Here is a 21,936-nt window from a genome sequence, read left to right as displayed (position 1 = left end):
CTGCCGCTGGCTGAACGCGCAACCGGAGCGCCGCGATGAACGCCCAGGATTCCCGCCGCTGGCAGTTGCTGGCCATTGTGGTGGTCATCGGCTACCTCACCTACCTGCTGGCCCCGGTGCTGATGCCGTTCGCGCTGGCCGGCATGCTCGCCTACCTGGGCGATCCACTGGCCGACCGACTGGAGAAGCTCGGTCTCGGTCGCACGCTGGCGGTCACGATCGTCTTCGTGGTGATCCTGTTGCTCACCGTGGGCGCGCTGCTGCTGCTGATTCCGCTGATCTCGCGCCAGGTCGACAACCTCATCCAGAACCTGCCCAGCTACGGTGCGTGGATCCGCGATACCGCGGTGCCCTGGGTGCAGGCCAAGCTGCGGCTGGACCCGCACACCTTCGACACCGGCCGCGTCATGGATGCGGTGAAGGAGCACATCGGCTCCATCGGCAGCGTCATCGGCAAGCTGTCGCGCTCGGGCGTGGGCGTGCTGATGTGGATGACCAATCTGGTGCTGATTCCGGTGGTCGCCTTCTACCTGCTGCGCGACTGGGACCGCCTGGTGGCCTGGATCGACGCCATGCTGCCGCGCTCGATCGAGCCGACCGTGGCGCATCTGGCGCGCGAGTCGGACAAGGTGCTCGGCGCCTTCGTGCGCGGCCAGCTGCTGGTGATGCTGGCGCTGGGGATCTTCTACGGCGCCGGTCTCGCCCTCGTCGGGCTATCGGTGGGGCCGCTGATCGGCATGATCGCCGGCCTGCTCAGCTTCGTTCCCTATCTGGGTTTCATCATCGGCTTCGGCGCCGCGGTGATTGCGGTGCTGGTGCAGTACGGCGACTGGACCCACCTGCTGCTGGTGTGTGGCGTGTTCGTCATCGGCCAGCTGCTGGAAGGCTACGTGCTGGTGCCCAAGCTGGTCGGCGACAAGATCGGCCTGCACCCGGTGGCGGTGATCTTCGCGGTGCTCGCCGGCGGCTACCTGTTCGGCTTCCTCGGCGTGCTGCTGGCGCTGCCGGCCGCCTCGGTGATCCTGGTGCTGCTGCGCTACCTCACCGAGCGTTACCGCATGAGCGGGCTGTACACCGATACCGGTCCGGATGACCCGGTCATCGCGGAGGTCGACGTAACGGTGTCGATCAACGAAGGCGCGGCTCCCGCCGATACGTCTGCGCCGACCGGCCGCTCCGACGGATCGCCGCCCACCGCGCCATGACTGCCCAGTTGCCGCTTGCCCTGCGTTGGCCGCGTCGCCAGCGCTTCGAGCACTTCCACGCCGGCGCGCACAACGCGGCGGCGCTGGCGGCGGTGCAGGCGCTGGCCGGCGAGCCGGGGGCGCCGTGGGTGTACCTGCATGGACCGGCCGGGAGCGGCCGCAGCCACCTGCTGCTCGCTGCGGCGCAGGCGGCCAGCGCCGCCGGTCGGCGCGTGCAGTACCTGCCGCTGGCGACCCTGGCCGACCGCGCGGCGGCGTTGCGCGGTGTCGCCGGCAGCGAGTGGCTGGCGCTGGACGACCTGGGCGCGCTGGCCGGTGAGCGGGATGCCGAACACGCGCTGTTCGACCTGTACAACCGTACCCGCGCCGACGGCGGCGCGATGCTGTTCGCAGCGGCGGCGATTCCTTCGGAGCTGGGCCTGGGCCTGCCGGACCTGCGCTCGCGCCTGGGCGCCTGCACCCAGTTCACGCTCAAGCCGCTGGACGATGCCGAGCGTCGCCAGGTGCTCAAGGCACAGGCGGCGGTGCGCGGCATCGAGCTGGACGAGCCCGTGCTCGACTGGCTGTTCGCCCGCTACGCCCGCGATCTCGGCGCATTGCTGGACCTGCTCGATCGCCTCGATCAGGCTTCGCTTGCTGCCCAGCGGCGCATCACCGTGCCGTTTCTGCGCGGTTTCCTGCGTGAGCGCGGCGATCGCTGAAGTCTTTCGGCCAGGGAGGGTTCGACCATGTGGAAGTGGCTGGTGCCGGTTCTCTGCTTCTGGGCGTTCCAGGTCGCCGCGATGGAAAACGATGCGGCCACGCATCCGTCGTTGTATGCAGGTACCTATACGGTCCGCTTCTGCCGTGGATCGTGTCCAGCGTCTACATACCGTACCGCGACCATGGTTCTGTTCGACCGGCCGCTTCGCGACGCGCAGGGACAAATACATACCAAGTGGCTTGAACGGGGCCACGTCAATGGCTGCTTGGTACTCGACCCGGTACATGGTCCGCCTGGCGGGTGGGTGTTCTATCCCGGGCTGGCACCCCGGCGATTCATCGCCTGGGCGTTAGTGGACGGCCAGGCGGCAAGCTTCGAGCTCGATCGCACGGTGGATGCCGGCTATCAGGTCGCGCTGCGGCTGACCCCATCCGGCCTGGGCGGTACCGGTATGTTCTGGAGCGCATCGCGCTCCCCGGGTACTGCGCCCTTGCCGCGACACGACGAAGTCCAGGCCCGCCGAGTCGGCGATGCCGATCCGTCGCGCTGTCCGCGCCTGGAGGCGGGCGTGGGCTAGCGTGAGCTGTTCGGAAGCGTCGTGCTAAGGCCTTGAGCGGCGTCGGGGTGGCGTTCGCGCCGATAGCGTCGGCCATCGCATTGACCACGTTGAGGTTGCCGGCGATCAGGTTGCCATTGGCGGGAAGGCCGGCGCGGCCGGCGAGATCGCAGTAGCGACCGCCGCCTCGTGCACCAGCAGCACGCCAGCGGCCATGTCCCACGGTTTAGCGTCGGCGGCTGGCGCGGCGCGGTGGGTGCGGTGGCGCCGGACAGCCCCTTGGTCGAGCGCGATCAGGTCGTCGCCGAGCGCATCGGCTAGCCCGATCCCAGCGACTGCTCGCGTCCGGCGCCGGTGCAACGTCACCGTTCCTGAAAGGGCGGCGGGCACTGTCCGGCCAGGCGCCGATCGTGGATGCTTCGACGGCCGTGAGCACCCGCCACGATCCGAAGGAGAGCCCATGTCCGATCCCTACAATTCCGCGCCGGCACCGGTCGACGCCGGCCTCACGCTGACCGAGGCCATGGTCACCACGGCGCTGGAGCTGCCGGGCTACCGCGTGGTGCGCAACCTCGGTGTGGTGCGCGGCATCACCGTGCGCTCGCGATCCATCGTGGGCAATTTCCTCGGCGGACTGCAGACCCTGTTCGGCGGCAACATCACCATCTACACCTCCCTGTGCGAGCAGGCTCGCGCGGAGACCTTCCGCCAGATGGTCATGCACGCGCGGCAGAAGCGCGCCAACGCGATCATCGCCATGCGCTACGACGCCACCGAAGTGATGGCCGGGCTTACCGAGGTGCTGTGCTACGGCACGGCGGTGGTGGTGGAGCCCGACGCGTCGCGTTGAACCCGCCCGCGTAAACGACGAAGGGCGCCACGAGGCGCCCTTCGTGCATTCACCTGGAGGAAGGATCAGGCCTTGAGCAGCGTCGGCGTGGCGTTCGCGCCGATGGCGTCGACCATCGCCTTGGCCACGTTGAGGTTGCCGGCGATCAGGTTGCCGCTGGCAGGGATGCCGTCGCGGCCGGCGAAATCGCAGTAGCGACCGCCCGCTTCGTGCACCAGCAGCACGCCGGCCGCCATGTCCCACGGCTTGAGGCCTATCTCGAAGTAGCCGTCGTAGCGGCCCGCGGCGGTGTAGGCCAGGTCCAGCGCGGCGGAGCCCGAGCGGCGGATGTCTTCGGCCTGGCCGAGGATCGCGCGGGTCATGTCCAGCTGCGGGTTCAGGTGCGCCCGCTGGCGGTAGGGGAAGCCGGTGGCGATCACGGCGCCGCCCAGGTTCTCGCGCTTGCTCACGCGCATGCGGCGGTCGTTGAGGAAGGCGCCGTCGCCCTTGCTGGCGGTGAACAGCTCGTCGCGCAGCGGATCGAACACTACGCCGTGCATCGGCACGCCCTTCTCGAGCAGGGCGATGGACACGGAGAAATGCGGGATGCCGCGCAGGTAGTTGTGCGTGCCGTCCAGCGGGTCGATCACCCACTGCAGCGGGCCCTTGCCGATGGCGCCGCTTTCCTCGCCGAGGATGGCATGGTCGGGGTAGGCGCGGCGCAGTTCCTTGATGATCTCGGCCTCGGCCAGCTTGTCGACTTCGGAGACGAAGTCCATCTGCTGCTTCTCGACGATGTTCAGGCCGTCGATGCGGTTCATGTAGCGCAGGATGATGTTTCCTGCAGCGCGCGCGGCGCGCGCCGCGATGGTGACGGCGGGTCTTGGCATGGCTTGGGCTTTTTAAAAAGAACGGGTTAGCGGCCGCGAATTCTAGCAGAGGCGCGGCCACGCGGCAGGCGCGGCGCGGGCTCGGGGCCGGCTGGACTATCCTAGGCGGCTATTTCCGCTCCCCAAGACCCGCGCCATGTCCGCTCTCGATCTCGCTCCGCTGTTCCGTTTCGTACTGGTGCGCACCTCGCATCCGGGCAACATCGGCAGCGCCGCGCGGGCGATCCGCACCATGGGCTTCACCCGGCTGAGCCTGGTGGCGCCGCACCGCTTTCCCGACGCCGAGGCCTCGGCGCTGGCCGCCGGCGCCGACGACGTGCTGGAAGCTGCGCCGGTGCACGACGACCTGGTCGGCGCGCTGGCCGGCAGCACCTTCGCGCTCGGGCTTTCCGCCCGCCGGCGCGGCGTGAACCTGCCCGAGCTCAGTCCGCGCGAAGGCGTGGCGCAGGCGCTGGCCGCCGCCGCCCGCGGAGAGCAGGTGGCGTGGGTGTTCGGCAACGAGCGCACCGGCCTGGAGAACGAGGAGCTGGCGCGCTGCCACGCGATGGTGCGCATCCCCAGCGTGGAGGATTTCAGCTCGCTCAATCTCTCCCAGGCGGTGCAGGTGATGGCCTACGAGCTGCGCCTGGCGCTGCTCGGTGACGAGGCGCCCGAGGCGCCGCCGCTGCACGAGGAGCCGCCGGCCGATGCGGAGAAGATGGAGCGCTTCTACGAGCACCTGGCGCAGATGCTGGACGACATCGACTTCCACAAGGGCCGCACGCCGACCACGATCATGCTCAGGCTGCGCAAGCTGTTCCAGCGCGCGCAGATGAGCGAGCGCGAGCTGCGCGTACTGCACGGCATCTTCGCCGACGCCCAGCGCATGGCCCAGTTGGCCGGCGAGCGCGGCAAGTCCTGAGCTGCTGACTGCCGAGGTCGAGCGCGCGGACTCAGCCGCCGCGCGTAACCTCGTCGTCGGCGTTGTCGGCCACGACCGTGCGCGTCACCAGCAGTTTGTCGATGCGCGCGCCGTCCAGGTCCACCACTTCGAAGCGCACCCCGCGCCAGGCGAACACTTCGCCCACCTGGGGAATGTGGCCCAGGGCGGTCATCACCATGCCGGCCACGGTGCGGAAATCGTGCTCGTCCTCACCCGGCAGCTCGCCCACGCGCAGCAGTTCGCGCAGGTCGTCGGTGGACAGCGTGCCGTCGACCAGCCAGCTGCCATCCTCGCGCTTGACGATCGGCGAGTGCTCCTCGCCGGCGCTGCCGTGGCCGAGTTGCGCCACGCCGACCACCGCCGAGAGGAGGTCGTTGATGGTGACCACGCCCTCGATGTCGCCGTATTCGTCCACCACCAGCGCCATCGGCGTCTCGGCGTCGCGGAATTCCTCCAGCAGGTCCAGCGCGCGCCCGGTGGCCGGCACGTACAGAGGTTTGGACAGGTGCCGGAACAGGTCGGGCACGCCCTGGCCGAGATCGCCCAGCAGGCTCTTCACCTCCACCACGCCCACGATGTCGCTCTCGTCGGCGCGGTACACCGGATAGCGCGAGTACGGCGTTTCGCGCAGCACCTCCAGGTTCTCCGCCAGCGGCGCGGCGATGTCCAGCCAGGCGATGCGCATGCGCGGGGTCATCACGCTGTCCACCGAGCGGTCGCCCAGGCGCAGCACGCGGTTGACCATGTTGTGCTCGTCGGCGTCCAGCACGCCCTGCTCGGCGCTCTCGGCGACCAACAGGCGGATCTCTTCCTCGGTCACCGCGCTGTTGCCCTTGTCGGTCACCCGCAGCAGTCTGAGTACCAGCGAGCTGCACATGTTGAGCAGCCACACGAACGGCGCGCAGATCCGCGACAGCACCAGCATCGGCAGGCCGACCACCATCGAGGCGGTTTCCGGCGCGGCCAGCGCGAGCCGCTTGGGCACCAGCTCGCCGAACACGATCTGGATGAACGAGATCGCCACGAAGCCCAGCGCAAAGCCCAGCGCGTGGGCGTACGGCTCCAGCCAGGCGGCCCGGCCGCGATGTAGCGCATCGGCGATGTGGTCGCCCAGCGCATCGCCGGCCAGCGCGCCGGTGAGCAGCATCACGATGGTGATGCCCACCTGCACGGTGGACAGGAAGCGCTCGGGCGCTTCGGCCTGAGCCAGCGCCACGCGGGCGCGTCGGCTGCGGTCGGCCAGGTGCTTGAGGCGACTCTTGCGCGAGGCGACCAGCGCCATTTCCGACAGCGCGAAGAAACCGTTGCACAGCGAGAGCACGAAGACGAGCGCGATTTCGGTCAGCATCGTGCGGGCTGGAAATGGGCAGACATGGGCGCAGTGTAGGGCGAGGGCCGGCCCGGTTCACGCGCGGTCGCGCTGCTGCCGGGCGGGCGGGTCCTGTAACATATTCGTCATTTATACCGCCCCCAAGGTGCCGCGAATGTTTTCCCTGCAAGCGATGTTTGGCAAAGGCGACCGCTTCTATGGCCTGCTTGAGCAGAGCGCCGAGGCGGCTGGCGAGAGCGCCCGCGCCCTGCGCGAACTGGTCAGCCAGACCGACCACGCCCCGGTGATGGCCGCCTTCGCCTCCAGCCGCGCCCGCGAGAAGGCGCTGGCGGCGCAGATCAGCGAGGAGCTGGTGAACACCTTCGTCACCGCGCTGGATCGCGAGGACATCGAGGCGCTCAACGCGGCCCTGTACAAGATTCCCAAGACGGTGGAGAAGTTCGCCGAGCGCTACACCATCGTGGCCGAGCGGCTGGCCGGCGTGGATTTCGCCCAGCGTGCACTGGTGCTGGAGCGCTCCGCCGAGGTGGTGGTGGAGATGATCGGCGAGCTGCGCCGCGGCCTGCGCATCGATCCGGTCAAGAAGCTGCAGGATCGCCTGCAGGCGCTGGAGTCCGAAGGCGACAAGATGCTGCTCGCGCCGTATCGCACGCTGTACGTCGAGGGCAACGACGCGATGCGCGCCATGCTTGCCAAGGACCTGTTCGAGCTGATCGAGAAGGCGATCGACAAGTGCCGCGACGTGGGCAACGTCGTCTACTCCATCGTGCTGAAGAACTCCTGAGGGCGCCGCCATGCAGACGCTGAATCTCCGCGCTGCCTACGGGTGCCGCGCATGACCATGGGCATGGTGGTGCTGGTCCTGCTGATCGCCCTGGCCTTCACCTACATCAACGGTTTCCACGACACCGCCAACTCGATCGCCACCGTGGTGGCGACCAAGGTACTGACCCCCGGCCAGGCGGTGTTGATGGCCGCGGTCACCAACCTGGCCGGCGCGCTGTGGGGTACCGCCGTGGCGGTGACCATCGCCAAGGGGCTGATCGACATCCACGTGGTGGACGTCGGCCCGCAACTGCTGGTCTGTGCGCTGCTCTCGGCGATCGCCTGGAACCTGCTCACCTGGTGGCTCGGTCTGCCGTCCAGCTCCAGCCATGCGCTGGTCGGCGGCCTGGTCGGCGCAGCGGTGGCCGGAGCGGGGAACAACTTCGGCGCGGTGATCTGGGCCGCCGGCAGCTGGTGGTCGGGCAGCGGCGTGATTCCCAAGGTGATCGTGCCGATGGTGGTGTCGCCGCTGATGGGCTTCGTGCTCGGCTTCGCCCTGATGGGCGCGCTGTACGCGCTGTTCTCGTGGCTGTCCAACCGCACCGGTTTCCTCAAGCGCTTCGGCCGCACGCCGTTCGTCAACGCGCTGTTCGGCAAGGCGCAGATCGTCTCGGCCGCCGCCATGGGCGTCTCGCACGGCATGAACGACGCGCAGAAGAGCATGGGCATCATCGCGCTGGCGCTGGCCGGCGCCACCAGCGCGGGGCAGTTCGATCACCTGCCGGATTGGCTGCATTTCCTGCGCATCACCTCCGACGCCAGCCACCCGTTTGCGGTGCCGGTGTGGGTCACCGTGGTGTGCGCGCTGACCATGGCCGCAGGCACCGCGGGCGGCGGCTGGCGCATCATCAAGACGCTGGGCCACAAGATGGTCAAGCTGCACCCGATCAACGGCTTCGCGGCCGAGGGCAGCTCGGCGGCGGTGATCCTGTTCGCTTCCTCGCTGGGCATTCCGGTGTCCACCACGCATAACGTGTCCGCCTCGATCATGGGCGTGGGCGCGGCCAAGCGCTTCAACGCGATCCGCTGGACCGTGGTCGAGCGCATGGTGTGGTCGTGGATCCTCACCCTGCCGGTGACGGCGTTGCTGGCCTACGCGCTGGTGCGGCTGGCGCAGAGCTGGGGCTGATCGCCGGTCAATAAAAAAGCCGGGTCGCTGCGAGGCGGCCCGGCCTTTTTTTGCGTGGCGCGTGGATCGAGCGGATCAGAAGCTGTCGCTTTCCGCCGCGATGGCCTGCTCCAGCTGGTCGCCCAGCGTGCCCAGTTCCATGATCACGCGCTCGAGCTCGGCGGCGTCGAGCACGTCGTAGGGGCGGTTTTCGCACAGGTGCAGGTAGGGCGAGCCGTCGAGGTCGGCCACCGCGAGGAAGCCGGTACGCTGCTCCCAGTTGAAGCGCAGCGCGCGCTTCGGGTCGATCCCCGAGAGCGGCCCGATCGGGGTGGAAATGCGCAGGTAGCGGCGGTCCGATTCGTCCTCCAGCTCGGCCAGGTAGATGCCCTGCTGGCGGCCGCTGACCACCGCGAGGTCGAAGCTGATCAGGTACGGGTCGTTGTGACGCAGCGCGTGCTTGGCGCCGAGATGCGAGCGAACGGCTTCGAAGTGACGCATGGCAGGATTTCCGTGGCAGGCTTGGGGCTCGTTCTACTTTGACACGACTACATGATCACGTCGCGTGAGCCCCTGACCGAGGCGCAACAGCGCATCTACGCCGCCATCGCGGCGATTCCGCCCGGACGCGTGGCTAGCTACGGTGCCATCGCCGCGCGTGCCGGACTGCCCGGTCGCGCGCGGCTGGTCGGCCGCGTGCTGGGCGAAGTGCCGGACGACGTCGAGCTGCCGTGGTTCCGCGTGCTGCGCGCGAGCGGGCACATCGCGATGCCGCCGGGCAGCCGCGGCTTCCGCGAGCAGGCGCGCCGGCTGAAGGCCGAGGGCGTAGAGGTGGTCAACGGCCGCGTGCCGCTGTCGCGGTTCGGGCTGGATGCCGACCTGGACCGCGCCGTGTGGGGCATGCCCGGCTTCTGAGATCGACCGGCGCCGATGCCGCAGGCATGGTTGCACCGGCAGGCAAGGGCGGGGCGTTTGTTACCATTTGCCGGATGCCTTCCTCCCCGCTCCGCATCCTGCAAAGCGTTTTCGGCTACGACAGCTTCCGCGGCCCGCAGCAGGCCATCGTCGAGCAGGTGATCGAGGGCGGCGACGCGCTCGTGCTGATGCCCACCGGCGGCGGCAAGTCGCTGTGCTACCAGATTCCCGCCATCGTGCGGCAGGGCACCGGCATCGTCGTCTCGCCGCTGATCGCACTGATGCAGGACCAGGTCGACGCCCTGCACGAAGCCGGGGTGGCTGCGGCCTACCTCAACTCCAGTCTCGACAACGAGGCCCAGCGCGAGGTCGAGCGCCAGCTCATGGCCGGCGAGCTGGACCTGCTCTACGTGGCGCCCGAGCGATTGCTCACGCCGCGCCTGCTGGGCCTGCTTGAACGCACCGAGGTGGCGCTGTTCGCCATCGACGAGGCGCACTGCGTATCGCAGTGGGGCCACGATTTCCGCCCCGAATACCGCGAGCTGGCGGTGCTGCACGCGCGTTTCGCCCACGTGCCGCGCATCGCGCTCACCGCCACCGCCGACCCGCGCACGCGCGAGGAGATCGTCGAGCGCCTTGCGCTGCAGCAGGCGCGCCAGTTCGTCTCCAGCTTCGATCGCCCCAACATCGGCTACCGCGTCAGTCTCAAGCACAATCCGCGCACGCAATTGATGCAGTTCCTGGACGGTCACCGCGGCGAGCCCGGCATCGTGTATTGCCTGAGCCACAAGAAGGTCGACGAGACCGCCGCCTGGCTGGCCGAGGCCGGTTTCGAGGCGCTGCCGTACCACGCCGGTCTCGACGCCGCGGTGCGCGCGAAGAACCAGCAGCGCTTCCTGCGCGAGGACGGCGTGGTGATGGTCGCCACCGTCGCCTTCGGCATGGGCATCGATAAGCCCGACGTGCGCTTCGTCGCTCACCTGGACTTGCCGCGCTCGATGGAGGGCTACTATCAGGAGACCGGCCGCGCCGGGCGCGACGGCCTGCCCGCCGAGGCGTGGATGATCTATGGCTTGGCCGACGTGGTGACGATGAGCCAGATGATCGCCCAGTCCGAATCGGCCGACGAGCGCAAGCGCATCGAGCGGCAGAAGCTGGAGTCATTGCTGGCCTACGCCGAAGCCACCCGCTGCCGCCGCGAGCTGTTGCTAGGCGCGTTCGGCGAGGATTTCACCGGCCCCTGCGGTCATTGCGACAACTGCGTGTCGCCGCCGAAAACCTGGGACGCCACCGTGCCCGCGCAGAAGGCGCTCTCGGCGGTATACCGCAGCGGCCAGCGCTACGGCTCGGGCCACGTGATCGACATCCTGCGCGGCATCGACGGCGAGCGCGTCAACCAGCTTGGCCACGACAAGCTGCCCACCTTCGGCGTCGGCGCGGACATGGACGAGAAGGCCTGGCGCTCGGTGTTCCGTCAGCTGCTTGCTGCCGGTCTGCTGGCCACCGATCCGGAGGGTTACGGCACGCTGCGCCTCACCGCGGCCAGTCGCGACGTGCTCACCGGCGGCCAACGAGTGCTGCTGCGCGAAGATGCCCGCCCCGTGCGCAGCGCGCGGCGGCGTCGTGACAGCCAGATCGTCACCGGCGCCAGCATCGGCATCGAGGCCTACGAGCAGCCGCTGTGGGACGCCCTGCGCGCCACCCGCTCGCAGCTGGCCAAGCAGCACGGCGTGCCGCCCTACGTGGTGTTCCACGACGCCACGCTGCTGGCGATGCTGCGCGCGATGCCCGCCGACGAAACCGAACTCGCCGCGATCAGCGGTGTGGGCGAAGCCAAGCTCAAGCGCTACGGCCGCGATTTCCTCGCCGTGATCAACGCCGCCGAATAGCTACCGGCATCTCCCCCTGTAGGAGCCCGCTCGCGGGCGATGCTGTTGCTCCTGATCCACATCAAAGCCAGGAGCATCGACCGCGAGCGGGCTCTACATGCGCAGCGCTGCGCAACTCACGCCTGCAGCTGCCAGCGCACCTCGTCGGCATCGCTTGCGCGGGCATGCACCAGGGCCAGCTGCGGCAGGAAGCGCCAGCGTTCCAGCCGTGCCGGCAGGCGTGCATGCGGGTACTCGTCGCGCAGCGCGTGCAGCGCGCTCTGCTCGCATTCGAACCGGCCGAGCTCGGCACCTTCACGCAGCGCGCGCCAGCGCCGGCCGTGACGGATGATGCGGAACAGCCCGAGAGTCGAGGGGTACACATACTGCGCGAGCACGGGATCACTCCTTGGGTGGTGTGCGGGACGGGCGGCGGAATCTAAGCAGCCGTCTGTGACCATCGCGTTATCCATCGGCTACGCCTGCATGCCACCGTTCAGCTGGCCGAGGCCGTGCACCGGGCGTTCGCGTCGTCCTGCCACGCGACCTCGCCGGACAAACCCGCTAGGATTCCAGCGCCCGGGCCTCGCCCGCGCGCAACCGTCATCCAAGAGCAATCGCACCGCATCGTGGCGACCAAGGGAAAAATTACCTCGCTGGATATCGCCTACCTGGCCGGCGTCTCGCAGGCCACGGTGTCGCGCGCGTTGCGCGGCAGCCCGCTGGTGAACGAGGAGACCCGGCGGCGCATCGAGGCGGCGGTCAAGCAGCTCAACTACAAGGTCGACAAGAACGCCTCGAACCTGCGCACCCAGCATTCCGGCACGCTGGCGCTGCTGATCTTCGAAGACCCCACCGCCGACGACTCGCACATCAATCCGTTTTTTCTTTCGATGCTCGGCTCGATCACCCGCGCCTGCGCACAGCACGGCTATGACCTGCTGATCTCGTTCCAGCAGTTCTCGCGCGACTGGCACGCCGACTACGCCGACAGCAAGAAGGCCGACGGCATCATCCTGCTCGGCTACGGCGATTACCTCGCCTACCGCGACAAGCTCGCCACGCTGGTGGAGCAGGGCACGCAGTCGGTGCGCTGGGGCGCGGTGCTGCCGGACCAGCCGGATGTCTCCATCGGCTGCGACAACTTCGAAGGTGGGCGCGCCATCGCCGAGCACCTGCTCGCGCAGGGCTGCCGGCGCATCGCCTTCATCGGCGATGCTTCCAGCCACTACCCGGAATTCCAGCAGCGCTACCGTGGCTACGCCGACGTGCTCGGCGCGGCGGGCGTGGCGGTCGACCCCGCCCTGCAGGTGGACGCCGAAACCACCGAGCTGGCCGGCTACGAGGCCATGCAGGCGCTGATCGCCAGCGGCGCGCCGTTCGACGCCGTGTTCGCCGCCAGCGACCTGATCGCCTTCGGCGCCATGCGCGCGCTCGACGAGCACGGCCTGAAGGTGCCCGAAGACGTGGCGCTGGCCGGCTTCGACGACATCCCCATGGCGCGCTTCGTCAACCCCGCCCTCACCACCGTGCTGCAGGACACCCGCCAGGCCGGCGAGATGCTGGTCGACGCACTGCTGCGGATGATTCGCGGCGAAAAGGTGCAGAGCACGATCCTGCCGGTGAAGCTCACCGTGCGGCGCTCCAGCCTGCGCATTGGGGCGGGCGGCAAGTAGGGCGTTCCGCGTTCGCGTCCCTGGCGCCTGCCGCAGATGCTTCGACGCTGCTCGCTGTCGCGATCGACGCTCAGCATGAACGGATGAAGTGGCCCCGATGCTTCATGATCCGCAGACTCCCTCCCTACCGTTCGCCCTGAGCGTAGGCCCGAAGGGCAGAAGTCGAAGGGGTGCATCTCGCAGGCGCTTCGGCATGGCCAACCGAAGTGAGCGAGGCGCTCGGCGAAGGTGATCGCCGCGCTCCGCCTGCACCCTCATCCGCCTGCCGACACCTTCTCCCGAGGGGAGAAGGATTCACCACAAAGCGCCCTGTACCTTGAGCCGGAACCCCTCTCCCGCCGGGAGAGGGGTAGGGGTGAGGGTTCGCCCGGAGCGCGCGATACCAGCTCCTCACACGCCCCTAAAGCGCATCCACATCAGCCAGATACCGCTCCGCTTGCGCCAGCGTCGCCGCGCGTTCACCCGCGGCCATCTTTTCCCAGCTGCGGTACGCCATCGCCAGCCGGGGGTTGCGGCCGAACTTCTCGCGGTGCCGCGCGTGGAAGTGCCAGTACAGGCTGTTGAAGGGGCAGGCACGCTCGCCGTGACGTTTCGTGTGCGCGTAGTGGCAGCCCTTGCAGTGGTCGGACTGCCGGTTCACGTACGCGGCCGAGCCGCTGTACGGCTTGCTGCCCACGATGCCGCCGTCGGCGAACTGACTCATGCCGCGCGTGTTGGGCATCTCCACCCACTCGAACGCATCGACGTAGATGCCCAGGTACCACGCATCCACTTCGTCTGGATCACAGCCGGCGAGCAGGGCGAAGTTGCCGGTGAGCATCAGCCGCTGGATGTGGTGCGCATAGCCGAGCGCCAGCGACTGGCCGATCGCTGCGCGCAGGCACGCCATCTTGGTGTCCGCGGTCCAGTACCACGCCGGCAGCGGGCGCTTGGCCTGGAGCGCGTTGAGCCCCGCGTAGCCGGGCATGCGCGCCCAGTAGATGCCGCGCACGAATTCGCGCCAGCCCAGGATCTGCCGCACGAAGCCCTCGGTAGCGGCCAGATCCGCCTCGCCGCGCTCGAACGCTTCCACCGCCGCCTCGATCACCTCGCGCGGATGCAGCATCTTGAGGTTCAACGCGAACGACAGCCCGGCATGGAACAGCGTGCACGACTGCCCGCTGATCGCGTCCTGAAAGCGCCCAAAATGCACCAGCCGCTGCGCGATGAAATTCCTCAGCCACACCTGCGCCTCGCGCCGCGTGAGCGGCCAGCCGAAGGCCTCGGCGGAGGGCTCGCCCATGGTCTGCACACCAGCCGCGTCGATCTCTTCCCACAGCGCGCTCAGATCGTGCTTCTGCCACGGCCATGCCGGCGCGGGCGGATCGCCCGGCCACTTGGCGCGGTTTTCCGCATCGAAATTCCAGCGCCCGCCGCGCGGCACGCCATCCGGTTCCAGCAGGATCTCGTGGCGCCGGCGCAGGTCGCGATAGAAAAACTCCATCCGCGGGACCTTCTTCGCGAAACGCTTCGCCGCCTCGTCACGCTCCAGCAGGAAATGTTCGGCGCTCACCACCGCGTTCGGCAGGCTGCTTGCCGCGAATGCTTGCAGCAGCGCCTGCTCCACCCGCCACTCGTCCGCTTCCATCCGCTCCAGTCGCGTAGCGCCGAACTGCTCGATCAGCCAGGGCAGGTTGTCCGTGAAGCTGTGCCGGTTGCGGTCATCGCCGATACGCAGGTATTCCACCCGATGCCCGGCCCTGGCCAGCGCCTCACCGAAGCGGCGCATCGCGGCGAAGATGCCCAGCACCTTCTGCGCGTGGTGGCGCACGTAGTCGGTTTCGCTGCGCACTTCCATCAGCACGTAGACCACCTGGTCGTCCACGCGGCGAAACCAGCTGTGCCGCGTGTTCAACTGGTCGCCCAGGATCAGTCGCAGGCAGGCCATGGCTAGGGCTCCGGGGCTTTCTGTCGACGGCAGCGCTCGCTGCAGTAGCGCACGTCGTCCCACACGCGCCCCCACTTCTTGCGCCACGCGAACGGGCGCTGGCACACGGGGCAGGTCTTGGTCGGCAGATGCGGTTTGCGGTGCATGGGGCGACGTCAGCCCTTGGGCATCGGGTGGATCACCGCCTGGCCGCCGTCGACGCCTATCTGCTGCGCGGTGATCCAACGTGCCTGGTCGCTGAGCAGCAGGTCGATCAGCGCCGCGCTGTCCTCGCCTTCCCCCACGATGCCCATCGGGTTCATCTTGCTGTTGCGTTCGATCGCCTCCAGCGTTCCGGTAAGCCGCACCGACAGCGCCGAACGGGTCAGGCCCGGATGCACGCAGTTCACCCGGATACCTTTCTCTGCATACGTTGCCGCTGTGCTCATTGCGAGTGCCGCCACCGCCGCCTTGGCGCTGGCGATCGCCTCGTGGTTAGGAAACCCCGCTTGCGCCACCAGCGTGCCCATCAGCACCGCGCTGGCAGGTTGTTTGTGCTTGAGCGCGGCGGCCACGAACGCCTTCAGCGCGTGGAATGCGCTGAAGTAATTGAGGCGGAAGATCGCTTCCAGGTCGGCCTCGCCGGTGAGGTGCAGCGGGCGGATCAGGGTTGAGCCCACGCAGTGCGCAAAGCCGGTGATCGGCCCCAGCGTGGTCTGCGCCGTCTGCAGCAGCGCGGTGGCGGTGGCCGGGTCGGTGAGATCGCCGGCCAGCACCAGCGCTTGCCCGGGCAGCTCCGCGGCCAGGTGGTCCAGGCGCGAGGTGTCGCGTGCGCTCAGCGCCAGCGTGCAGCCGCGCGCCGACAGACGTCGCGCCAGCGCCGTGCCGATGGCGCCGGAGGCGCCGGTGATCCATACCGATTGCGTCATGGGGTGCTTTTCGTGGAAACCTGCCCTCAACTACGGACAGACCCCGCCAGTGGTTGCACCTGGCAGCAACGGCAGGATGGTCCATCACCAGCGCTGGTCAACGGATCGTCCCACCCCCGCGCTCTGTATGACGGCCCTTCACCGGGCAGCTTCCGCAAGCCCAAGCCGTTAGCGCCGACCGCGGGTATCCAGCGTATCGCGCGCCCGCGCGGTGGTCAGGAGCGCAAGGCGGGGTAGAAACGGTGTGGATCGATCTGTCAGATCGAGACCGGCCAAGTCGACTCCGCCATGCCGCTCAGGCCGGCAGCGTGGCGAAGGCAGCTACGCTAGCGTGCAGCCGCGCACCGGCCCCCCAGCGATCAGCCAGTGAACTCGGCGATGTCGCCCGGCTTGCGCAGCATCTTGTTCACCTCACCCGCGTGCAGCTCCTCGGAGGCGATCAGCTCGCGCGCGTACTCCTCCAGCAGCACCGATTTGCCGGCGACCAGCTCCAGCAGCTCGTAGTAAGCCGCCAGCGCCAGCTTCTCGTGCTCCAGCGACTCGCGCAGGATCGGCCCGATATCGTGCTGATGAGTCTCTAACAGCGGCCCGATCCCCAGCGACGGGTGGCCCCCCAGCTGCGTGATCAGCTCACCGGCACGGCGCGCATGTAGCAGGCTCTCGTCCGCCTGGCCGGACAGCCAGCTCACGATGGGGATGCGGTTGTAGCCGTAGATCATCAGCGCGTAGTGCGTGTAGCGCACCACGCCGGCCAGCTCCAGCTCGAGGATGCGGTTGAGCAGCGCGATGGCGCGTTCTTTGTCCTGGGCTTGCATCGAGGTGTCCTCCGAGGGGCAGTTGGCATGGAATGCCGCGCCCGGCGGCACCCGGCATAGCCTACTCTTCGCGCGGGTATGTGGCGGTTGTGCGTTCATCAGACGAGCGTCGTTTCCTCCGCCTAGTCCAGATGAGCCGACGGATGGCGCGAGCGGGTGGTGCCGTTCGCGCCAGGAAGCGTTCTCAGCGCGGCAGCATTCCGATCGTATGCAGCCACGTCTCTACCAGTTGTGGCCATTGCCCGATCGGCAGCTTCGCCTTGCGCAGGCCGAAGGCGTGGCCGCCCTGGGCGTACAGGTGCATCTCGGAGGGGACGCCGGCGTTCTGCAGGGCCACGTAGTACGCCAGCGCCTGATGCACCCCATCGACGTGGTCGTCTTCGGCCATCACCAGGAAGGTGGGTGGGGTGTCGGCGGTGGGGTGGATGTCCGGGCGCAGACGCAGGTCGGTTTCGTCGCGGGTGGCGCGGTCGTCGTCTTCATGCAGCCACAGGTGGCCGGGGTAGGCGGCAATGGCGAAGTCCGGCCGACTGCTGAGTTGGTCGGCGGCGTCCACGGGTGCGTAGGTGCGCTGCTGGAAGTGCGTGCTGACGGCAGCGACCAGATGACCGCCGGCGGAGAAGCCCATGACACCCACCTTGTGCGGATCGATATGCCACCGCGCCGCGTGCTGGCGCACCAGGCCGATGGTGCGTTGTGCGTCCTGCAGCGCCGTCTGCACCTTCGGGTAGTAGCGGTGGTTGTCGACCCAGGTGGGGCCGGAGTTCGGCACGCGGTATTTCAGCAGCACACAGGTGATGCCGCGCGCGGTCAGCCAGTCGCAGATTTCGGTGCCCTCCAGATCCATCGCCAGCATCTGGTAACCGCCGCCGGGGAACACCACCACGGCCACGCCGGTGTTGCGGCCCTTGGGCGGATAGCGCGTCATGGTCGGTTCGCTGACGTCGGTCACCTTGGCCCAGTCGCTGGCCACGGCCTCGGCTTTGGGGTGGGGCAGTGCGTTGGGTACCGCGCCGGGCCAGATGTGCTCCTGCTTCAACCCCTGGCCGGGGTGCCAGACGCCGGCCTGCGTGCCGGCACTGCCCAGCGCGAGCAGGCAGAAAAGAGCGGGGTGCCAGGGTTTCATCGGGAGCGCTCCGGTAGGGGAAGAACGCGCAGCGTACGCTGCAAACATGGCGCGGCCCGGACCGAAGCGTGGCGGGGCACGGAAATCGCGTGGTCGGCGAAGCCGCTGCGGGCGCCTGAACATCGTCGGCCACGCAGGCCTCACGTGAGCGCGCTCCACGCACCACTGTCCACACCCGCTCAACAAACGGCTGCCTATGCTCGCCCCCATGTCCGCGTCCTCTTCACGAACCGCAGTCTCCGCCCGCGTGCATCAAGCCGCGCTGGCCGAACTGCGGGCGCTGAAGGCGGAGAACGCCTGCCTGCGTGACGAACTGCGCCGCCATGCCAGCGGCGCACTGCAGATCCGCGCCGCCCACCGCAATGCGCAGCACGACCTGACGCCCGACAGCGAGCGCTGTATGGGCGGCCTGCGGGAATTGATCTTCACCCCACTGCTCGGCCGCTTCTTTCGCCGATAGCGGCGGCATGCGCCCAGGAGCGTTTTCGTGAGTCTCCACGACTACCAGCGCAAGCGCGATTTCAGCCGCACGCGGGAGCCGGCGGCGAGCAGCCGCGGCGTGGCCGGGCAGCGCGCGATCTTCGTGGTGCAGCTGCACCACGCCAGCCGGCGACACTACGACTTCCGCCTGCAGGTGGGCGACGTGCTCCGGAGCTGGGCGGTGCCGAAGGGGCCGAGCTTCGATCCGCACGACAAGCGCCTTGCGGTGGAGGTGGAAGACCACCCGCTGGATTACGCGAAGTTCGAAGGCGACATCGAGGCCGGCTACGGCAAAGGCCATGTGGACCGCTTCGATCACGGCGTGTGGTCATCGCCGGGTGACGTGGAGGCCCAACTGCGCAAGGGGCACCTGCGCTTCGAGCTGTTCGGCGAGCGACTCAAGGGCGCGTGGCACTTGGTGCGCAGCGGCCGCAAGGAGAAGCAGCCGGCGTGGTTCCTGATCAAGGCCGATGACGCGTTCGCCAGTGACGTGCAGGCCGACGACCTGCTCGACGCGCGCATGCGCGCAAGTACGCGCAAGGCCGCGAAGACGCCGGCGCAGAAATCCGCCGCCGGCAAGTCGACGGCACGGCGGCGCGCCTCGCCGCACGTACGCCCCGTGGCAGCGCGCAAGCTGCTGGCGATGCTCAAGGCCACTGCGAACGCGCGGGCGTGGCGTGTGTCAGGCGAGTTCTTCAAGCCGGAGCTGGCGCGCCTGGGCGCCGCGCCGCCCACCGGCGACCAGTGGCTGCATGAGGTGAAGTGGGACGGCTATCGGCTGCTGGCGACGGTGCACGACGGCACGGTGGCGCTGTGGTCGCGCAACGGCCTGTCGTGGACCGAGCGAGTGCCGGAGATTGCGCAGGCCATTGCCGCGCTGGGGCTCGACTCGGCGCAGCTCGATGGCGAACTGATTGCGCTGGATGCCGACGGCCGCAGCGACTTCAACGCGCTGCAGAAGACCCTGGCCGGCGAGCTCAACGCGCCGCTGGTCTACATGCTGTTCGACTGCCCCGCGCTGCAGGGTTACGACCTCACCCGCTCGGCGCTGGAGGATCGCAAGGCGTTGCTGGCCTTCGTCCTGCAGCGTCGCCCGGCGCCGCTGGCCTACAGCACGCACACGGTGGGGCAGGGCGATGCCGCGTTTCGCATGGCCAACGAGCGGGCGCTGGAGGGCATCATCTCCAAGCGCCGCGATGCGCCGTATCGCGGCGGCCGCGGCGACGACTGGCGCAAGACCAAGAGGCTGCAGAGCGACGAGTTCGCGGTGCTGGGCTACACACCGCCCGGCGGCAGCCGCCACGGTTTCGGCTCGCTGCTGCTGGGCAAGCCCGATCCTTCCGTGTCCGGCCGCTGGATCTACGCCGGGCGCGTGGGCACCGGCTTCGGCGACGCGGACCTGCGGCGGCTCAGCCGCAGCGTGGCCAAGGGCGGCGCCTCGCGTCCGCCGGTGGTCATCGAAGGCATCGACCCACTGCTGCGTGGGGCGCGCTGGGTGACGCCGCAGAACGTGGTGGAAGTCACCTTCCGCGGTCACGGCGGCAACGCGCTGCTGCGCCAGCCGAGCTTCAAGGGCCTGCGTCCAGATAAATCGGTGGATGACCTCTCGGATGCCGATCGCCCGGCCACCGCCGCGCCATCCTCCCGATCCTCATCCCCGTCCCACTCCCGCTCCCGGAAGTCCGCCATGTCCTCACAAGCCGCCTCCGATACCGTGGAGATCACCCATCCCGACCGCCTGGTCTTCCCCGACGACGGGATCAGCAAGCAGGACGTGGCTGATTACTACCGCGCGGTGATGGACTGGTTCCTGCCCGGCGTGGTCAATCGGCCGACCTCGGTGGTGCGCTGCCCCGACGGTGTCGAGAAGGCCTGCTTTTTCCAGAAGCACGCGACGGCCGGATTGCGGCACGTAGGCACGGTGGCGCTGAAGGAGGAGGCCGGTGCCGCAGCGAACTACCTCGTGCCGCGCGACGCGCTGGCCGTGCTGGAGCTGGTGCAGTTCGGTGCGGTGGAGTTCCACCCCTGGGGTGCGAAGGCCGAGTCGCCGGATCTTGCCGACCGGCTGGTGTTCGATCTGGACCCCGGCCCGGACGTGGCGTGGGAGCGCGTGGTGGCGGGGGCGCGGCGGGTGCGTAAGCAACTGGAGCAGCTTGGGCTCGTTTCGTTCCTGCGCACGTCCGGCGGCAAAGGCCTGCACGTGGTGTTGCCGCTGAAGCCGGCCACGCCGTGGCCGGTGGTGAAGTCGTTCGCGCACGCGTTTGCCGATTCGCTGGCGCAGGCGCATCCGCTGGACTTCGTGGCGGTGGCCGCCAAGGCGCAGCGCAAGGGTCGGGTTTACCTGGATTACCTGCGCAACACGCGCGGCGCGACCAGCGTGGCGTCGTACTCGTTGCGCAGCCGGGCCGGTGCGCCGGTGGCGGTGCCACTGCGCTGGAGCGAGCTGGGCAAGTTGCGCGGCGGCAACCACTACACCCTGCGCACTGTGCCGCGTCGGCTGGCCGGCTTGCGCGGCGATCCGTGGGAAGGCATCGACACCGTGCAGCAGGATCTGCAGCACGTGCTCGATACGCTCGGGGAAGCGTCCTCGGACTGACCGCTGGATTCGCGGCCAGTCAGTCAGCCGGTCTTGCGCGACTTGCTGCCGCTGGTTTTCTTGCTCTTGGCTGCGCTGCGCTTGGCCGGCGCCTTCTTCGCCGCCTTGGTGGGCGCGCGTTTCTTTGTTGCCTTCGGCGCGGCCTTCTTGGCCGGCGTGCGCTTGTTGGTGTCCAGGCTCTTCTTGAGCAAGGCCATGAAGTCGACCACGTTGGTGGACGCGCTCTCGGCCGGCGCTTCGTCCGCGCTCTCCTCGGCCGTGACCACGCCCTTGGACTTCAGGCGCTTGTCGATCACCTTGCGCAGGCGATCGCGGAACTCGTCGCGGTAGTCGCCCGGCGCCCAGTCGCTGGACATCGATTCGATCAGCTGCTCGGCCATCGTCATTTCCTTCGCGGCGATGCGGTAGTCGCTGGTCGCCTTGTCCGGCAGTCGGTACTCCTCCAGATCCACCAGCTCCTGCGGGTAGCGCAACAGCACCAGCAGCAGCGCCTTGCCGCGCGGCATCACGGCGGAGAGGTATTCGCGCGTGCGGATGACCACGCGGGCGATACCGATCTTGCCGGTGCGCTTGAGCGTCTCGCGCAGCAGCACGTAGCCCTTCTCGGCCTTCTTGCCGGGCACCAGGAAATACGGCTTCTCGAAATAGGCCGGGGTGAGCTGGTCGGCGTCGATGAAGGCGTCGATCTCGACCGTCTCGTGCGCCTCGGCGGCGGCGTTGCGGATGTCCGACTCCTCCAGCACCACGTAGTTGCCCTTGGAGTACTCGTAGGCCTTGACGATGTCCTTCCAGGGCACTTCCTCGCCCGATTCGGCGTTGACGCGCTCGTAACGCACCGGCTGGTTGTTGCGCTGGTCGAGCATGCGGAAGTGCAGGTCGACCCTGCGCTCGGCGGTCATCAGGCGGATCGGGACGTTGAGCAGCCCGAACGACAGCGTGCCGGTCCAGATGGGGCGAGCCATGGCTTACCTCCACAGTGGCGGGTTTCGATGGTAGCCACGCGGCCCGTGCACGGAACGCCAAGGTTGGCCCGCTGGCACCCACGCGAGGGATCGTCCAGACTTGGCCTGATGAGCGCGCTGCCCGCCACCGCCCGCCTGTTCGCCTGTGCCGCCCTGCTGTGGCCGCTGGCCAGCCAGGCGACCGGGCACCGCTACCGCTACGACACGGTGCACAGCCAGGTTCTCTTCAGCGTGAGTCACGACGGCTACTCGCGCCCGTTCGGCCGGCTGCACATCGCCCGCGGCTGGCTGCGCT

22 protein-coding genes and 1 pseudogene are annotated in these 21,936 nt (G+C 68.6%); 13 read left to right on the top strand and 10 right to left on the bottom strand.

Annotation, left to right across the window (positions count from 1 at the left end):
* The first annotated feature begins 35 nt into the window (after window positions 1–35).
* The 4 genes from ACTHJF_RS01025 to ACTHJF_RS01010 all read left to right on the top strand — a co-directional run bounded on the left by ACTHJF_RS01025 (window position 36) and on the right by ACTHJF_RS01010 (window position 3,314).
* Window positions 36–1,205 carry an AI-2E family transporter gene (locus ACTHJF_RS01025; protein WP_440265419.1) on the top strand — a complete coding sequence of 390 codons (1,170 nt, stop codon included), beginning with the start codon at window positions 36–38 and terminating at the stop codon, window positions 1,203–1,205.
* Entirely contained in the window at window positions 1,202–1,906 is a 705-nt protein-coding gene (hda, locus tag ACTHJF_RS01020; RefSeq protein ID WP_431636022.1) for a DnaA regulatory inactivator Hda, read from the top strand. The genes ACTHJF_RS01025 and hda overlap by 4 nt, the downstream gene beginning before the upstream one ends.
* Window positions 1,907–1,933: 27 nt before the next feature.
* Window positions 1,934–2,485: a hypothetical protein gene (locus ACTHJF_RS01015; RefSeq protein WP_440265418.1), complete on the top strand. Its 552-nt coding sequence runs from the start codon at window positions 1,934–1,936 to the stop codon at window positions 2,483–2,485.
* Window positions 2,486–2,924: 439 nt separating this feature from the next.
* Complete coding sequence (locus ACTHJF_RS01010; RefSeq protein WP_440265417.1) at window positions 2,925–3,314, top strand: YbjQ family protein; 390 nt, start codon at window positions 2,925–2,927, stop codon at window positions 3,312–3,314.
* A gap of 65 nt (window positions 3,315–3,379) precedes the next feature.
* On the opposite strand, the gene ACTHJF_RS01005 is transcribed toward ACTHJF_RS01010, so the two are convergent.
* Window positions 3,380–4,183, bottom strand: coding sequence for an inositol monophosphatase family protein (locus tag ACTHJF_RS01005; RefSeq protein ID WP_431636026.1), 804 nt, complete (start codon window positions 4,181–4,183; stop codon window positions 3,380–3,382).
* A 136-nt stretch (window positions 4,184–4,319) separates the two neighbouring features.
* Between ACTHJF_RS01005 and ACTHJF_RS01000 the strand changes: the two genes are divergently transcribed.
* Window positions 4,320–5,084 carry an RNA methyltransferase gene (locus ACTHJF_RS01000; RefSeq protein ID WP_440265416.1) on the top strand — a complete coding sequence of 255 codons (765 nt, stop codon included), beginning with the start codon at window positions 4,320–4,322 and terminating at the stop codon, window positions 5,082–5,084.
* Between the two features lie 31 nt (window positions 5,085–5,115).
* On the opposite strand, the gene ACTHJF_RS00995 is transcribed toward ACTHJF_RS01000, so the two are convergent.
* A complete protein-coding gene (locus ACTHJF_RS00995; RefSeq protein ID WP_440265415.1) occupies window positions 5,116–6,453 on the bottom strand; it encodes a hemolysin family protein in 1,338 nt (445 codons plus the stop codon).
* A 136-nt stretch (window positions 6,454–6,589) separates the two neighbouring features.
* Between ACTHJF_RS00995 and ACTHJF_RS00990 the strand changes: the two genes are divergently transcribed.
* A complete protein-coding gene (locus ACTHJF_RS00990) occupies window positions 6,590–7,219 on the top strand; it encodes a DUF47 domain-containing protein (protein WP_431636029.1) in 630 nt (209 codons plus the stop codon).
* Between the two features lie 51 nt (window positions 7,220–7,270).
* Entirely contained in the window at window positions 7,271–8,389 is a 1,119-nt protein-coding gene (locus ACTHJF_RS00985) for an anion permease (protein WP_440265414.1), read from the top strand.
* Window positions 8,390–8,464: 75 nt separating this feature from the next.
* On the opposite strand, the gene ACTHJF_RS00980 is transcribed toward ACTHJF_RS00985, so the two are convergent.
* Window positions 8,465–8,869 (bottom strand): hypothetical protein, encoded by a 405-nt coding sequence (locus tag ACTHJF_RS00980; protein ID WP_431636031.1) that lies wholly within the window; start codon window positions 8,867–8,869, stop codon window positions 8,465–8,467.
* Window positions 8,870–8,920: 51 nt separating this feature from the next.
* Between ACTHJF_RS00980 and ACTHJF_RS00975 the strand changes: the two genes are divergently transcribed.
* Window positions 8,921–9,283 carry an MGMT family protein gene (locus ACTHJF_RS00975; protein ID WP_440265413.1) on the top strand — a complete coding sequence of 121 codons (363 nt, stop codon included), beginning with the start codon at window positions 8,921–8,923 and terminating at the stop codon, window positions 9,281–9,283.
* Between the two features lie 74 nt (window positions 9,284–9,357).
* On the top strand, window positions 9,358–11,172 hold the full coding sequence (gene recQ / locus ACTHJF_RS00970) for a DNA helicase RecQ (RefSeq protein ID WP_440265412.1): 1,815 nt from the start codon (window positions 9,358–9,360) through the stop codon (window positions 11,170–11,172).
* Window positions 11,173–11,288: 116 nt separating this feature from the next.
* On the opposite strand, the gene ACTHJF_RS00965 is transcribed toward recQ, so the two are convergent.
* A complete protein-coding gene (locus ACTHJF_RS00965) occupies window positions 11,289–11,549 on the bottom strand; it encodes a hypothetical protein (protein WP_431636034.1) in 261 nt (86 codons plus the stop codon).
* A gap of 231 nt (window positions 11,550–11,780) precedes the next feature.
* On the opposite strand from ACTHJF_RS00965, the gene ACTHJF_RS00960 reads away from it, so the two are divergent.
* The gene (locus ACTHJF_RS00960; RefSeq protein WP_440265411.1) at window positions 11,781–12,827 is read left to right on the top strand and encodes a LacI family DNA-binding transcriptional regulator; all 1,047 of its coding nucleotides are present in this window, start codon (window positions 11,781–11,783) and stop codon (window positions 12,825–12,827) included.
* A 400-nt stretch (window positions 12,828–13,227) separates the two neighbouring features.
* On the opposite strand, the gene ACTHJF_RS00955 is transcribed toward ACTHJF_RS00960, so the two are convergent.
* The 5 genes from ACTHJF_RS00955 to ACTHJF_RS00935 all read right to left on the bottom strand — a co-directional run bounded on the left by ACTHJF_RS00955 (window position 13,228) and on the right by ACTHJF_RS00935 (window position 17,603).
* Window positions 13,228–14,754 (bottom strand): cryptochrome/photolyase family protein, encoded by a 1,527-nt coding sequence (locus ACTHJF_RS00955; RefSeq protein ID WP_440265410.1) that lies wholly within the window; start codon window positions 14,752–14,754, stop codon window positions 13,228–13,230.
* Between the two features lie 2 nt (window positions 14,755–14,756).
* Window positions 14,757–14,900: a DUF2256 domain-containing protein gene (locus ACTHJF_RS00950; RefSeq protein ID WP_440265409.1), complete on the bottom strand. Its 144-nt coding sequence runs from the start codon at window positions 14,898–14,900 to the stop codon at window positions 14,757–14,759.
* Between the two features lie 9 nt (window positions 14,901–14,909).
* Complete coding sequence (locus ACTHJF_RS00945; RefSeq protein ID WP_440265408.1) at window positions 14,910–15,662, bottom strand: SDR family NAD(P)-dependent oxidoreductase; 753 nt, start codon at window positions 15,660–15,662, stop codon at window positions 14,910–14,912.
* A 359-nt stretch (window positions 15,663–16,021) separates the two neighbouring features.
* Complete coding sequence (locus tag ACTHJF_RS00940; protein WP_431636038.1) at window positions 16,022–16,477, bottom strand: ferritin-like domain-containing protein; 456 nt, start codon at window positions 16,475–16,477, stop codon at window positions 16,022–16,024.
* Between the two features lie 184 nt (window positions 16,478–16,661).
* A complete protein-coding gene (locus ACTHJF_RS00935; RefSeq protein ID WP_440265407.1) occupies window positions 16,662–17,603 on the bottom strand; it encodes an alpha/beta hydrolase in 942 nt (313 codons plus the stop codon).
* Window positions 17,604–17,799: 196 nt separating this feature from the next.
* On the opposite strand from ACTHJF_RS00935, the gene ACTHJF_RS00930 reads away from it, so the two are divergent.
* On the top strand, window positions 17,800–18,063 hold the full coding sequence (locus ACTHJF_RS00930; RefSeq protein WP_440265406.1) for a hypothetical protein: 264 nt from the start codon (window positions 17,800–17,802) through the stop codon (window positions 18,061–18,063).
* 27 nt (window positions 18,064–18,090) lie between these two features.
* On the top strand, window positions 18,091–20,679 hold the full coding sequence (gene ligD, locus ACTHJF_RS00925; protein ID WP_440265405.1) for a DNA ligase D: 2,589 nt from the start codon (window positions 18,091–18,093) through the stop codon (window positions 20,677–20,679).
* Between the two features lie 23 nt (window positions 20,680–20,702).
* Here the strand turns inward: ligD and ku are convergent, their stop codons facing one another.
* On the bottom strand, window positions 20,703–21,641 hold the full coding sequence (ku, locus tag ACTHJF_RS00920) for a non-homologous end joining protein Ku (protein WP_440265404.1): 939 nt from the start codon (window positions 21,639–21,641) through the stop codon (window positions 20,703–20,705).
* Window positions 21,642–21,749: 108 nt separating this feature from the next.
* On the opposite strand from ku, the pseudogene ACTHJF_RS00915 reads away from it, so the two are divergent.
* Window positions 21,750–21,936, top strand: a pseudogene (locus ACTHJF_RS00915) (YceI family protein); the annotation flags it as partial.

The sequence above is a fragment of the Dyella sp. genome (genome assembly GCF_051962475.1).
In the GTDB taxonomy this organism is placed as follows: Bacteria; Pseudomonadota; Gammaproteobacteria; order Xanthomonadales; family Rhodanobacteraceae; genus Dyella_A.
Note: the sequence above shows the minus strand (reverse complement) of the source record. Positions and strands in the feature narration are given on the sequence as shown.